A 13103-nucleotide genomic window follows, 5' to 3' on the forward strand; every position below is an offset into this window, starting at 1 on the left:
TCACCGGCACAAGGCCGGTGATGACGTCAGAGGTGTCCATCCACTCAGCAGTACCATTTCGCCCGAGAGCTTGAGAGCCATCAGCCCTCGATAGGCTCCTGGCCGACAAGCTCGATGCCGAAGCCGCTGAGACCCACGAAGGAGCGGCTCGATGTGCTTGTCAGGTTGAGAATGGAGCTGACGCCGATATCCTTGAGGATCTGCGCGCCGAGGCCGACTTCGCGCCACTGGCTCTGTCGCTGGGCTTCCGATGCGGTCTCGTCCATCTCGGAGAAGCTGATGGTGGGAACGCCAGCCGTGCCGTCGCGCAGATAGACCAGCACGCCCCTGCCCTCCTTCACGAAACGCTGGAGCGACGCATTCACCATCTTGCCGCCCTCGAACACGTCGGTGAGCGCATTGGCGCGGTGCAGGCGCACGGGAATATTCGTGCCGTCGCCGATGCGGCCATGCACGAGCGCGATGTGCTGCACGCTGTCGAACGGCGTCGAATAAGCATAGCCCGTGAACGAGCCCCATTGCGTCTCCACCGGAAAGGTGGCGATACGCTCCACGAGCTTCTCGCGCGACTGGCGATAGGAGATGAGGTCCGCCACCGAGATGCGCTTGAGATCGTGCTTCTCGGCGAAGGCATCGATCTGCGCGCCCTTCATGACGGTGCCGTCATCGTTGGCAAGTTCGCAGATCACGCCCACCGGCGGCAGGCTCGCGAGCTTGCACAGATCGACCGCCGCCTCCGTATGGCCGGAGCGCATGAGCACGCCGCCATCCTTGGCGATGAGCGGAAACACGTGGCCAGGGCGGACGAAATCGGTGGCGCCCATATTGTGGTTGGCGAGCGCCCGCACCGTGTTGGAGCGCTGCTCGGCGGAAATACCGGTGGTGAGCCCGTGCTTCACGTCGACGGTGACCGTGAAGGCCGTACCGAGCGGCGCATCGTTGGAGGCCACCATCGGATCGAGGCGCAGGCGGCGCGCCTCCGCGACGGTCAACGGAGCACAGACGATGCCGCAAGTGTTGCGGATGATGAAGGCCATCTGCTCCGGCGTGCAGAGTGAGGCGGCGACGATCAGGTCGCCTTCGTTCTCGCGGTCGTCGTCATCGGTCACGATGACGATTTCACCACGGGCGAAAGCCTCGATGGCTTCATTGACGGAATTCGGCATCAAGGCCTCCTGAGCGGATTTGGGCAGGAAATCGTTAGGCGTGACGGCGCCACGGGTTTCACGGGCAATCAATTCCGCCGTGTCCCGGGACAGCCAGGCCTGTTCGGAATTGCACATCTGGGTGATGGCACCGGGAGTCACGCCGATCCGCCGTGCGAATTCCACACGCGAGACGCCATTGCGGGACAACCATTCAGCCAGTTTCATGCCGATTGGTTAGCCGATGAGTCGATTTTAGTAAAACTAAAATTTGCTGATTATTAGGCAGCGCCTCTCAGGCCGGGAACGGCCAGGATGGTCCTGCGCCCACCTGTCCGCGATGGCGCAAGACGTGGTCTGCGAGTACGCAAGCGACCATGGCCTCGCCCACCGGCACCGCACGGATGCCGACGCAGGGGTCATGCCGCCCCTTGGTCATGACCTCAGCCTCGGCGCCTGAGCGCGTGACGCTGGAGCGCGGGGTCAGGATCGAGGATGTGGGCTTCACGGCGAAGCGGCACACGACCGGTTGACCCGTGGAGATGCCGCCGAGAACGCCGCCAGCATGGTTTGACAGGAAGGTCGGCGCGCCCTGGTTGCCGGAGCGCATCTCGTCGGCATTCTCCTCGCCGCGCAGCGCCGCCGCCGCGAAACCGTCGCCGATCTCGACGCCCTTCACCGCGTTGATGGACATGAGCGCGGAGGCGAGATCGGAATCGAGCTTGCCGTAGATCGGCGCACCCAGGCCTGCCGGGACGCCCTCGGCCACGATTTCGAGCACCGCGCCAATGGAGGAGCCGGCCTTGCGCAGGCCGTCGAGATATTCCTCGTAGAAAGCGGCCGCCTTCGCATCCGGGCAGAAGAACGGGTTGCGGGAGATCTCCCCCCAGTCCCAATTGCCCCGGTCGATGGCATGCGGCCCCATCTGCACGAGCGCGCCACGGATGGTGACGCCGGAGAGAACCTTGCGTGCGACCGCGCCCGCCGCGACCCTTGCCGCTGTCTCGCGCGCCGAGGAGCGCCCGCCGCCGCGATAATCGCGGATGCCATATTTGACGTCATAGGTGAAATCGGCATGGCCCGGACGGTAGGAATTCTTGATCTCGGAATAATCCTTCGAGCGCTGGTCCACATTCTCGATGAGAAGCGCAATCGGCGTGCCTGTCGTCACCTGCTGGCCCGTGCGCTCATCCATGAACACGCCGGAGAGGATTTTTACCTGATCCGGCTCCTGGCGTTGTGTCGTGAACCGCGACTGGCCGGGACGGCGCCGGTCGAGCTCCGCCTGAATCTCCGCCGCATCGATGGGGATCATGGGCGGGCAGCCGTCGATGACGCAGCCGAGAGCTGGCCCATGGCTTTCGCCGAAGGTGGTGACGCGGAAAAGGTGACCGAAGGTATTGTGGGACATGGCGCTTCTTCGAGGTTCAAGGCGTCATAAAGCATTTTTCGGCGAAGTGGACCCGGTTCGCCGCCAAAAAATGCGAAACATCAAAGACGAGAGCCGTTTCCACGAATGTGGAAACGGCTCTAGAACCAAAGCGGGCGGGTGTCACGCCCCACATGAGAGCCGTATAGCCTTCTCGATGATCGGAAAAACCCGGTCCTCGCATTGGGCCACGTTGAACCGGAGAAATCCGGCCATCGTCTGGGATGGACTGAAGACATTGCCCGGCGCAAGGACGGCGCCATCGGCCAGAGCGAGACGCGCAACCTCAGCGCCGTCCACGCCGTCCGGCAGCCGGCACCAGAGAAGCATGCCCGCCTTGGGCACGAGCCACGGCTCGATCCCGAGCGCCCTCAGCCGCGGGACGACAGACGCCCGTGCCTTGGCAAGCCGCACCCGAAGGGCTTCCTTGTGCTTGTGATAGGCGCCGCTGCTCAGAACGCTTAAGGCCAGCTCTTCCGAGAGGCGATTGCTGGAAAAGCCCGTCGCGATGCGATGATCGATGAGCTTGTCGATCCAATCCGGCCGGGCCGCGATGTAGCCGCACCGGAACGACGCCGACAGGGTCTTGGAGAAGCTGCCGACCCGCACCACGCGGCTGAGACCGTCGAGAGCCGCCAGTCGCGGCGCGGGATCGATCTCGAAATCCGCGAGAATATCGTCCTCGACGATGAGAAGCTCGTGAGCCTCGGCAAGTTTGAGGAGCTTGTGAGCCGTCACGGCGGACAGGGTCGCGCCCGTGGGATTATGGATCCCGGAATTCGTGATGTAGAGGCGCGGCCGATGAGCGGAGAGCGCTTCCTCGAAGAGGCCGATATCGGGGCCGGTAGGCGTATAGGGAACGCCTACGACCTTCACCTGATGGGCGCGCAGCAGCGCCAGAAAGTTGAAATAGCAGGGATCGTCCACCAGCACGGTGTCGCCGGGACGCAGCAGCAGCCGACAGACGAGGTCGATGGCCTGCGTGCCCGAATCCGTCAGCAGGATCTGGTCAGGAGCTGCCGCGAAACCCTGCTCCATCATGCGCCGCGACAGGTACTGTCGCAGGGCCGGCAATCCGAGAGGGGAGCCGTAATCCGTGAGCCCGACCGGATCCTTCATCCTGGAGAGGGAGCGCAATGAGCGGCGGATCTCCTCCGTGGGCATCCAGTGGCTCGGAAGCCAGCCGCAACCCGGCTTCAGCATAGAGCCGCCCGCCTCCAGCGATTGCCGCGAGACCCAGAACGGATCGATGGAGCGGTCGAGACGCGGAGCGATATCCGCCAGGGACACGGGGGAATGAGGGGCCGCGCTGTAGAAGCCCGAACCTGGCTTGGAGCGGATAATGCCCTCCGCCATCAGCCGGTCATAGGCTTCCACGACCGTCGATTTGGACACTTGCATCGCCTCGGCGGTGGAGCGGATCGAGGGAAGCTTCGCGCCCTGAGCCAGAAGCCTGCTGGCGATCTGGTTGCGGATCCCCCGCATGACCCGTTCGATCTGCGTTTCGGAGCGTTGCCCGATGGAGGCATCATCCACTGTACTGCTCCCGATCCCATGACAGTTTGAACAAACTGTACCGGACCGTATCTGGGAAATCCATGCCGCTTGATGGAAAAGGGAACGAAACCGGGAGGGGCATATGGACAGAACGACCGAGGGATGGATTTGCGGGCTGCTGGGCGTCGTGATCTTCAGCGGATCGCTTCCCGCAACGCGCATCGCCGTATCGGATTTCGATCCGTTCTTTCTCACCCTTGCACGAGCTACCATCGCGGGCGTTCTGGCGGCGGCCCTTCTCGCTGCCTTGAGGCAGCGAAAGCCCGATCGGGAGGATTACATCCCGCTCGCCGTGGTCTCGGCGGGCGTGGTCATCGGCTTTCCGCTTCTGACCGCCCTTGCCTTGCAATATATCGCCGCCAGCCGATCCATCGTGTTCATCGGCCTCCTCCCCCTCACGACAGCTATCTTCGGGGTCATCCGGAACGGGGAGCGGCCAAGGGTGGCGTTCTGGATATTTTCAAGTCTAGGCGCGGCGCTGGTGACCGGGTATGCCCTGGCCAATGGAGGCTCCGCTTCCGCGATGGGAGATTGCCTGATGCTGGGAGCGATCCTGCTCTGCGGTCTCGGCTATGCGGAAGGCGCGAAGCTGTCGCACAAGCTCGGAGGCTGGCAGGTCATTTCGTGGGCGCTCGTCCTCACGCTGCCGCTGATGGTTGCGGGGACCCTCCTGACCCTTCCCGCGAGTTGGAGCGGAATCGGGATGCCGGCCTGGCTCGGCCTCGCTTATGTCTCCCTGTTCTCCATGCTGATCGGCTTCGTCTTCTGGTACCGGGGCCTTGTCCTTGGCGGCATCGCGGGAGTGGGACAGCTCCAGCTTTTGCAACCCTTCCTGGGACTCATGCTGGCCGCTCTGCTTCTGAAGGAGACGGTCGGATGGCAGATGGTCGCCGTGACCGCCGCCGTCATTCTCTGCGTCATCGGAGCCAAGCGCTTCGCCAAGCCGCAAGACGCGGATGCCGAAAGCATTCCGGAGACAGAAGCCGGTGCCCCTCTCCAACGATAAAGGCGGCCCCAGATGCGAGGCCGCCTTTGTCACTCTGGTCGCGGCTTTTACTGAACCGTGATGCGGTACGTGTAGGTGCGGAGCGTCGGAACGTTGAGGTCGTTGGAGCTCCACGGGACATTCAGAGAGACCTCATCCGTGCCCTTGAAGCCCTTGTTCGGCGTGTAGACGTATGCAAGCCCCTTTATCGTTCTGCCAGCGCAGCGGTCTTCCTTACCAAGCGTGGTCTGGTACGGCACGATTTTGAGAGCGCCGTTCGCCGGAGCCTGCTTGATCTTTACGTCGGGAATGATCGACGGATAGCAGGTATCGACCTCATACCCGAAGAAACCACCGATGGCCGTAGGGGTATTCGCCTTGACGTTCCGATCCGCCGTTTGAGCGGAGGCAGAACCTGCGGCGAGGGTGAGGCCGGCCAGGACGACGAGTGCGCGATACATGGTGGAGAAACCTTTTATGCACATATGATACTTTGTGTCTTAATGTGCATACTTTCCCAAAGACGGCAATATGGAGAGCGTAAGCTCCCCACAGCATCCCCGGCTTTGTGTCGGTGGTCTATGCCATCTTCTATTCGGGATACTTCATCATGAGGGCCTGGCCGGAAAAGGATAAAGCGCATGTTTCCCTCCCCCTTGTGGGGAGGGCTAGGGTGGGGGTGGCGGCGGTATGCTGGTCCAGTTCGTCGCCACCCCCCAGCTCCAACTCCTCCCCATCGCAAGTCGAGTGTTCCCGATTGCGCCAGACAGAAGACAAGTCTCGGCCAAGCCCGAGGCTTGTGGGGAGGGGGCTACCGGCGCTTGATCAGCCGGACACTCAGAATGAAGGATAAGGAGCAAGGTGAGGCGCGGGTAACCCGGCCAAGCCCGACCGGGAGGACAAGTGCTAAATCAGCAGGACGCTGCAAGCCCCCTCACACCCAGCGGTGATTGCGGCCTTCGATCACGAGCACCCTGCCCTGCCAGATATCCATGCTGGCGGCCTGGCGTGAGTTGATGCCGCAACAGACGGCGAGGAAGGCGCGGGCGACGCCGCCATGGGCGACGATGACCGTCTCACGGGTGAGGTCGTCGATAACGGGGCGCAGGCGGTCGGTGAGCATGGCGTAGCTCTCGCCGCCGCCGGGAGGCGCGTAGTTCCACTTGTCGCGCTCGCGAAGCGCCGCCATCTGCGGCTCGGCCTTGCGGACTTCCTTCCAGGTCATGCCTTCCCAGGAACCGAAGGTGATCTCGACCAGGCGCTCGTCGAGCCTGTAGCCCTCCGGATGAAGGCCGATGGCGGTACGCAGGATTTCCATGGTCTCGCGGGTGCGCAGCATCGGGCTCGCCAGATAGGCAAGGTCCTCGTAATGCGGAACGATGGATTGCAGACGCCGCCCTGCCTCCTCGGCCTGAACGCGGCCGAGATCGTTGAGCGGGATGTCCTTCTGCCCCTGCAGCCTGCCCTCAAGATTCCAGTCCGTCTCGCCATGGCGAATGAAGTAGATCGTCGGGCGAGACAAGGTCATGGCAGGTCAGGCTACTCTTCTTAAAGGGGTTACTCTTTGTCGAGGGAGAGGTCCGGCGCTTCCGGGTTCTTCATGCCGACCACGTGGTAGCCCGCATCCACATGCAGGATCTCGCCGGTCATGCCGCGGGACATGTCGGAGACGAGATAGGCAGCCGTCTCGCCGACTTCCTCGATGGTGACCGTGCGGCGCAGCGGCGAGTTGTACTCGTTCCACTTCAGAATGTAGCGGAAATCGCCGATCCCGGAGGCGGCGAGCGTCTTGATCGGCCCCGCCGAGATGGCGTTGACGCGGATGTTCTTGGGGCCCAGATCGGCAGCGAGATAGCGCACCGAAGCCTCGAGAGCGGCCTTGGCCACGCCCATGACATTGTAGTGCGGCATCCACTTCTCAGCACCGTAATAGGTGAGCGTCAGCATGGAGCCGCCGTCTGTCATCAGCTTTTCGGCGCGTTGCGCGATGGCTGTGAAGGAATAGCAGGAGATGAGCAGCGACTTGGTGAAGTTGCCTTCAGTGGTCTCGACATAGCGGCCCGTCAGCTCGTCCTTGTCGGAGAAGGCGATGCAGTGGATGACGAAGTCGATGGAGCCCCAGAGGCGCTTCACTTCCTCGAACACGGCGTCGATGGTGGCGCCGTCCGTCACGTCGCAATGGCCGACGACATGGGCGTCGAGTTCCTTCGCCAGTGGCTCGACACGCTTCTTGAGAGCGTCGCCCTGATATGTGAAGGCGAGTTCCGCGCCGTGCTGGCGGGCAGCCTGCGCAATGCCCCAGGCGATCGAACGGTTGTTCGCCACGCCCATCACCAAGCCACGCTTACCGGCCAGGATGCCGTGGGCCTTTGTCTCCGCCATGATTCACCTAGATCGTCGCTGGACAGATTGGAAAGAGCGGCTTCTTTAGCCGACCCGGCAACGAGGGGGAAGCCCTCTTAAGACGGAGCGCCCGAATCCAGGTGCAATAATGTAAATTTTTGTATTTGGGACAGGTTATTCGGCTTGAGCCGAGCGGCGCTTGCGGGCGTATTCCATCAGCTCCTCGTCCAATATCTCAGGCAGCTTGATCTCCGTGGTCACCAGCAGATCTCCATGCCCTGTCTTGGTCGGCAGCCCCTTGCCGCGCAGGCGGAAGGTGCGGCCGGAATCGGTCTTGGCCGGGATGTTCATGTTGACCGCGCCGGTGAGCGTGGGGATGCGCACCGAGCCGCCGAGGACAGCCTCCTCGATCTGAATCGGCAGGCGCACCCGCAGGTTCGAGCCCTCGGGCGTGAAGCGCTCATGTGGCGCTAGCTTGATGGTCAGCAGCACATCGCCCGGCTCGACGCCTGGAGCGCCCTGCCCCAGCCCGCGCAGGCGGATCACCTGTCCATCCGTCACACCCTTCGGGATCACCACATCGACCTCGCGCCCGGTGGACAGGCGAAGGCGCTTCTTCGCCTCCTCGGCGACCTCTTCGAGAGTCACGGTCAAGGTCGCGGAGACGTCCTCGCCCTTCTTCGGGCGGGCGCGGCCCTGGCGCATGCCATCAGTGCCAGCCGAGCGGAACGCCTCTCCGAAGAGCGAGGAGAAGATGTCCTCGCCCGCGTCGGCGGAGAAGCCCCGCGCATTACGGCGCCCTCCGAAGGGGTTGCCGCCACCGAAACCTGCGAAATCCTCCGCGCGGGCACCGCCCCGGCTACCGCCTGTGAAACCTTCGAAGCCCTGGAAGCGCGGCTTGCCCTCAGCGTCGATCTCGCCCCGGTCGAACTGGCCGCGCTTGTCCGCGTCGCCCAGGATCTCATAGGCCGAGTTCACCTCTGCGAACTTGTCCTTGGCCTTCGGGTCGTTCTGGTTGCTGTCGGGATGGTGTGCCTTGGCGAGCTTGCGAAACGCCTTCTTGATCTCCGCTTCGCTCGCGGAGCGGGCTACGCCTAGAACGTCGTAAGGGTTGCGCATCGTGGAATCCATGAACCGTCGGATTGGGGCTGAAGATGCCCCACGGAGTTGACGATCATATGGGCAAAGTGTTGCGCCTTTGCAACGCCTGCTGGCTAGGTCTTGGAAGAAACCTTGACCGGCTTGATATCGGCCTTCTTGGAATCTTCCTTGGCCGGCTTCACGTCCTTGATCGCCCATTCATCGCCCGAAAGACGGCAGGCCGTGCCCTGGAGCGAAGCTTGGTTTGCCCCGTTGAGATGAGCCGTGAAGGCGCGGCAGATCTCGTCGTTCTTCACGAAAGGCCCTCCGGTCGGCGTGAAGGTGCCCTTCATGTTCGTGTCCGGATTGTCCCAGGACACCTGGGTGCCGGGGCCCTGCGGATCGAGAGCGACGGCGAGAGCGGCTTTGGCGCGGCGCCAGTCTTCCTCGTTCAGGTCGGGAGACAGGGGCGCGGCGACTGTGGAAACGACGGAGCCGGTCGCCTTGGGCTCGTCCTCATCCAAACCGGCCACGCCGAAGGAAAAACTGCACGCGCCGGCAGTCATGGCGATCATGCCGACCGCCAGGATTTTGATGGCTTCGCTCAGGAATGCATCTGATCTATAACGGCGCGTATTGGTCCACGGCACGCGTCGGGTCCCCCTGAACGAAAAGTCACACTGCGAGATAAAACATTGAACCCGTTAACAACCGGTGACTTCACGGAAACGGAAGAGCCCTTCACCCTTTTCGCCTCGTGGCTGAAGGAGGCGGAAGCCTCGGAGCCGAACGACCCCAACGCCATGGCGCTCGCCACGGTGGACGAGGACGGACTTCCGAATGTCCGCATGGTGCTGCTGAAGGGCTTCGACGAAAACGGCTTCGTTTTCTACACGAACACCGAGTCCAACAAGGGCCGCGAGCTGCTGGGCCAGAAGAAGGCCGCCCTCGTGCTCCATTGGAAAAGCCTGCGCCGGCAGATCCGCGCGCGGGGACCCGTGACCATCGTGAGCGATGCCGAGGCGGACGCCTATTTCCAGAGCCGCCCGCGCGACAGCCGCATCGGCGCCTGGGCAAGCCAGCAATCGCGCCCGCTGGAAAGCCGCTTCGCGCTGGAAAAGGCGGTCGCCGTCAACACCGCGAAATACGCCATCGGCGAGGTGCCGCGCCCGCCCCATTGGACGGGCTTCCGCATCGCGCCCATGTCCATCGAATTCTGGCAGGACAAGCCTTTCCGCCTCCACGACCGCGTGGTCTTCAACCGCGAGGGCAACGGCTGGCGGAAGGTGCGGCTTTATCCGTGAGCCCATGGACCCGGCCTTCGTCTCAGGCTAAGGGTCCGCTCCCTCTTACAGAGATTGAACTCATGTCCTCCTCCGCCAATAACTCCCGCCGCGTCATGCTGCTGACCGGAGCCAGCAGGGGGATCGGACACGCCACGGTCAAGCGGTTTTCCGCCGCCGGATGGCGGGTGATCACCTGCTCGCGCCACGGTTTCCCCGAGAACTGCCCGTGGGAGATGGGGCCGGAGGATCACCTTCAGGTGGATCTCACCGATGCAGCCGACACGCTGCGCGCCATCGAGGTCGTGAAGGAACGGCTCACAGTCGAGGGCGGATGCCTTCATGCCCTCGTGAACAATGCGGGCATCTCGCCCAAGGGCGAAGGCGGCTCGCGGCTCGATGCACTTCATACCACCCACGAGGATTGGCTGCGGGTGTTCCAGGTGAACTTCTTCGCCTCGATCATGCTCGCTCGCGGCCTCAAGGACGAGTTGACCCGCGCCAAGGGATCGGTGGTGAACGTCACCTCCATCGCGGGCGGCCGGGTGCATCCCTTCGCGGGTGCTGCCTATTCCACGTCGAAAGCGGCGCTCGCGGCGCTTACCCGTGAGATGGCCGCCGATTTCGGCCCCCTTGGCGTTCGCGTGAACGCGATCTCGCCCGGCGAAATCGACACTTCCATCCTGTCGCCCGGCACCGAGAAGATTGTCGAGCAGCTCCCCATGCGCCGCCTCGGCACGCCGGACGAGGTCGCCAAGGCGATCTATTTCCTCTGCACCGATGCCAGCTCCTATGTGAGCGGCGCTGAGCTTCACATCAACGGCGGCCAGCACGTTTAACGGGTGATCCATGCCCTTCGCGTTCCCAACATTTCATGTGCGGGCTCTTCTTCAATCCTTCCTGTCAATTTCGGTAATCTGCACCGCGTCGGGAGCGGCCGGTCAGGAGAACACTGACAAGAATTCATTCGCCGATGCCGACACGCCTCCCTCCTATCAGGCCCGGTGCCATGAGATCCGTGAACTGACGAAGGATCGGGAGACCGGGGCCAACCGCATCGATTTCAGCGCCTTAGGCCCGCTCGCCCTTGTTCATTTCGACGGCACCCTCGCCTATCTCGGCTTGTGCGGCGATGGTTCTAACCCGAAGGTTCTATGCATTACTTACAACACCAATGACATGAAGGTCGGCGAGGAGGTCGTGGTAACCGGCGGTTATAGCCGGCCTAATCCCGATTTCATCGTTCTCGATCCATGCCTTGCCCATCGGCTGGGCTCACCATGACGAGCGAACGCTTCTATCCCTCCCGCCCCGTCCTCGCTGCCTCCGTGGCGGTGATCCGCGATGGCCGCATTCTGCTGGCGGCCCGAGGCAAGCCACCGAGCGAAGGGCTTTACTCGCTCCCTGGCGGCATGGTGGAGACGGGAGAGCTCCTGGGCGAGGCAGCCTTGCGGGAACTTCGCGAGGAGGTCGGAGTTGAGGCCAAGCTTATCGGCCTGATCGCCCCTGTCGAGTTCATTGAAAGGGATGAGAAGGGCGATATAAAGCACCATGTCGTGATCGCCGCCCATGCCGCCCGCTGGGTGTCCGGCGAGCCCCAGACAGGACCGGAAGCAAAGGACATCCGTTGGGTTACGCAACGCGACATCGTCGACCTGCCCATGACAGAGGGCCTTGCCGTAATCCTGAAACAGGCCTTCAGGCTTGCTCGCGAGGACGCACCCGCATGAGGCTTTCGCGTCTCCTCATCGCCGGTCTCGCGGTACTTGTTTCGACGATCCAGCCGGCTTCGGCCCAGGGCTTCTTCGAGCGCCTCTTCGGACCGCCGCGCCAGCCGAACGCGCCGCAGCAGCCCTATCCACAACCACAACCACAACCGCAATACAGGCCTCAACCTCAGTATCGCCCGCAGCCGCAGCAGCGGCGTCCGCAGCAATCGGCCCCGCAGCAGCAGGCTCCCAGCCAGCAGCAACAGGCCGAGCCCGCGCCCGTGGTCGAACCGCCGCCAGCGCCCTACGAGAAGGAACTCTTGCGGCTTGCCGAGATCATGGGTTCGCTCGCGATGCTGCGCCCTCTCTGCACCGCGCCCGACGCCAAGGAATGGAGCCGGCGCATGCAGATCCTGCTGGATACGGAAGGCACGACACCCGGCCGCAAGGAGCGCCTTGCCGGTTCCTATAACAAGGGCTACCAGGCCTATGCCCTCACCTACCGGGTGTGCACACCTGCGGCGCAGGAGGCCTCCACCCGTTTCCTCCAGGAAGGCGAGCAGCTCGCCCGCAACATCACCGGGCGCTACGGCGGCTAGAGTATTTTTCGGCAAAGTGGATCCGATTTGCCGTCAAAAAATGCGGCACACCATCTCAAGGCCCACTCTCGGGAATGTGGCAAAAACGACGCACTCCCCTTATTATCCACATTTTTCGGCCCATTACCCCTCGCATTAACCTCGTTGCAAGGTGATGCTGGCCTCGGGGCGGCGCGATGTTTAAGTTCGAATCAACCGAACCCGCGCGTCGCCCCTTTATAAAGGGGCCTGGATCATGAACGATAACGACGTCCCCCTCACCGAGCTGCCCGAACTCAGCGCCATCAAGCAGGCGGCCCTAAGCTATGTGACCGAGGCTTTCGCCGAGGCCGAGCTCGACGGCCTCGATGCCGACTGCATGGCCCAGGCCGCGCTCTTCGCCGCCTTCACGGAACTCGTCACCACCTACGGCGAGGACGCGGTGGCGGAATATGCCGCCACGCTCGCCGACAAGATCCGCAGCGGTGCGTTCTCAATGGCGGTTTCGCTGAAGCATTAGGCCAAGCACGAAATCCGACCCAATTCCCACCACAGCCTCATCCTGATGAGCGAGCTTGCTCGCGTCTCGAAGGACGAGGCGTCTCCAGTGCTCTCTGGATGATCCTTCGAGACGCAGCCTTACGGCTGCTCCTCAGGATGAGGGCGGTGTTGGAGGCGCGAGAAGCATTAGCGGCTGCTGGTTCTATATCCTGCGGTGCACTGACGGCAGCTACTACACAGGTACGAGCCGGTCAGATGATCTGGAGACACGCCTGAGCCAGCACAATGCAGGTTTGTTCGGTGGCTACACAGCGAAACGCCTTCCCGTCACACTCGCATACTCTGTGCACTTCGATCGGATTACGGATGCCATCGCTTACGAACGGCAGGTCAAAGGCTGGTCGAGAGCCAAGAAGGAAGCGTTGATCAGAGGTGATTTCGAGTCGTTGCAGAGGCTCTCGAAGAGAAGCCCATCTACACAGTCTTCATAACC

16 protein-coding genes are annotated in these 13103 nt (G+C 62.8%); 8 read left to right on the forward strand and 8 right to left on the reverse strand.

The window, feature by feature from the left end:
- Nucleotides 1–80 precede the first annotated feature (80 nt).
- The 3 genes from ribB to AB4Y85_RS06410 all read right to left on the reverse strand — a co-directional run bounded on the left by ribB (nucleotide 81) and on the right by AB4Y85_RS06410 (nucleotide 4110).
- Nucleotides 81–1373, reverse strand: coding sequence for a 3,4-dihydroxy-2-butanone-4-phosphate synthase (ribB, locus tag AB4Y85_RS06400; protein WP_441984038.1), 1293 nt, complete (start codon nucleotides 1371–1373; stop codon nucleotides 81–83).
- A 67-nt stretch (nucleotides 1374–1440) separates the two neighbouring features.
- A complete protein-coding gene (gene aroC / locus AB4Y85_RS06405) occupies nucleotides 1441–2556 on the reverse strand; it encodes a chorismate synthase (RefSeq protein WP_441984039.1) in 1116 nt (371 codons plus the stop codon).
- Between the two features lie 141 nt (nucleotides 2557–2697).
- Nucleotides 2698–4110, reverse strand: coding sequence for an aminotransferase-like domain-containing protein (locus AB4Y85_RS06410; protein ID WP_441984040.1), 1413 nt, complete (start codon nucleotides 4108–4110; stop codon nucleotides 2698–2700).
- Between the two features lie 103 nt (nucleotides 4111–4213).
- Between AB4Y85_RS06410 and AB4Y85_RS06415 the strand changes: the two genes are divergently transcribed.
- Entirely contained in the window at nucleotides 4214–5137 is a 924-nt protein-coding gene (locus tag AB4Y85_RS06415) for a DMT family transporter (protein ID WP_441984041.1), read from the forward strand.
- A 47-nt stretch (nucleotides 5138–5184) separates the two neighbouring features.
- Here the strand turns inward: AB4Y85_RS06415 and AB4Y85_RS06420 are convergent, their stop codons facing one another.
- The 5 genes from AB4Y85_RS06420 to AB4Y85_RS06440 form a co-directional block, all read right to left on the reverse strand.
- Nucleotides 5185–5577, reverse strand: a complete 393-nt coding sequence (locus AB4Y85_RS06420) for a hypothetical protein (protein ID WP_441984042.1) — start codon at nucleotides 5575–5577, stop codon at nucleotides 5185–5187.
- Between the two features lie 473 nt (nucleotides 5578–6050).
- Nucleotides 6051–6644 (reverse strand): histidine phosphatase family protein, encoded by a 594-nt coding sequence (locus tag AB4Y85_RS06425; protein ID WP_441984043.1) that lies wholly within the window; start codon nucleotides 6642–6644, stop codon nucleotides 6051–6053.
- A 29-nt stretch (nucleotides 6645–6673) separates the two neighbouring features.
- Nucleotides 6674–7498: an enoyl-ACP reductase FabI gene (gene fabI / locus AB4Y85_RS06430; RefSeq protein WP_441984044.1), complete on the reverse strand. Its 825-nt coding sequence runs from the start codon at nucleotides 7496–7498 to the stop codon at nucleotides 6674–6676.
- Between the two features lie 135 nt (nucleotides 7499–7633).
- A complete protein-coding gene (locus AB4Y85_RS06435) occupies nucleotides 7634–8578 on the reverse strand; it encodes a DnaJ C-terminal domain-containing protein (protein WP_441984045.1) in 945 nt (314 codons plus the stop codon).
- 95 nt (nucleotides 8579–8673) lie between these two features.
- The gene (locus tag AB4Y85_RS06440; RefSeq protein WP_441984046.1) at nucleotides 8674–9189 is read right to left on the reverse strand and encodes an RT0821/Lpp0805 family surface protein; all 516 of its coding nucleotides are present in this window, start codon (nucleotides 9187–9189) and stop codon (nucleotides 8674–8676) included.
- A gap of 45 nt (nucleotides 9190–9234) precedes the next feature.
- On the opposite strand from AB4Y85_RS06440, the gene pdxH reads away from it, so the two are divergent.
- From pdxH to AB4Y85_RS06475, 7 genes are all read left to right on the forward strand, one after another.
- Nucleotides 9235–9843, forward strand: a complete 609-nt coding sequence (gene pdxH, locus AB4Y85_RS06445) for a pyridoxamine 5'-phosphate oxidase (protein ID WP_441984047.1) — start codon at nucleotides 9235–9237, stop codon at nucleotides 9841–9843.
- A 62-nt stretch (nucleotides 9844–9905) separates the two neighbouring features.
- Entirely contained in the window at nucleotides 9906–10661 is a 756-nt protein-coding gene (locus AB4Y85_RS06450; RefSeq protein ID WP_441984048.1) for an SDR family NAD(P)-dependent oxidoreductase, read from the forward strand.
- 10 nt (nucleotides 10662–10671) lie between these two features.
- Complete coding sequence (locus AB4Y85_RS06455) at nucleotides 10672–11106, forward strand: hypothetical protein (RefSeq protein WP_441984049.1); 435 nt, start codon at nucleotides 10672–10674, stop codon at nucleotides 11104–11106.
- The gene (locus tag AB4Y85_RS06460; protein ID WP_441984050.1) at nucleotides 11103–11552 is read left to right on the forward strand and encodes an NUDIX hydrolase; all 450 of its coding nucleotides are present in this window, start codon (nucleotides 11103–11105) and stop codon (nucleotides 11550–11552) included. The genes AB4Y85_RS06455 and AB4Y85_RS06460 overlap by 4 nt, the downstream gene beginning before the upstream one ends.
- Nucleotides 11549–12130 (forward strand): TIGR02301 family protein, encoded by a 582-nt coding sequence (locus AB4Y85_RS06465; protein ID WP_441984051.1) that lies wholly within the window; start codon nucleotides 11549–11551, stop codon nucleotides 12128–12130. The genes AB4Y85_RS06460 and AB4Y85_RS06465 overlap by 4 nt, the downstream gene beginning before the upstream one ends.
- A gap of 235 nt (nucleotides 12131–12365) precedes the next feature.
- Nucleotides 12366–12629: a hypothetical protein gene (locus tag AB4Y85_RS06470; protein WP_091135465.1), complete on the forward strand. Its 264-nt coding sequence runs from the start codon at nucleotides 12366–12368 to the stop codon at nucleotides 12627–12629.
- A gap of 55 nt (nucleotides 12630–12684) precedes the next feature.
- A complete protein-coding gene (locus tag AB4Y85_RS06475) occupies nucleotides 12685–13101 on the forward strand; it encodes a GIY-YIG nuclease family protein (RefSeq protein WP_441984052.1) in 417 nt (138 codons plus the stop codon).
- The last annotated feature ends 2 nt before the right edge of the window (nucleotides 13102–13103 follow it).

It is taken from the genome of Microvirga sp. 2YAF29, from assembly GCF_052114605.1.
In the GTDB taxonomy this organism is placed as follows: Bacteria; Pseudomonadota; Alphaproteobacteria; order Rhizobiales; family Beijerinckiaceae; genus Microvirga.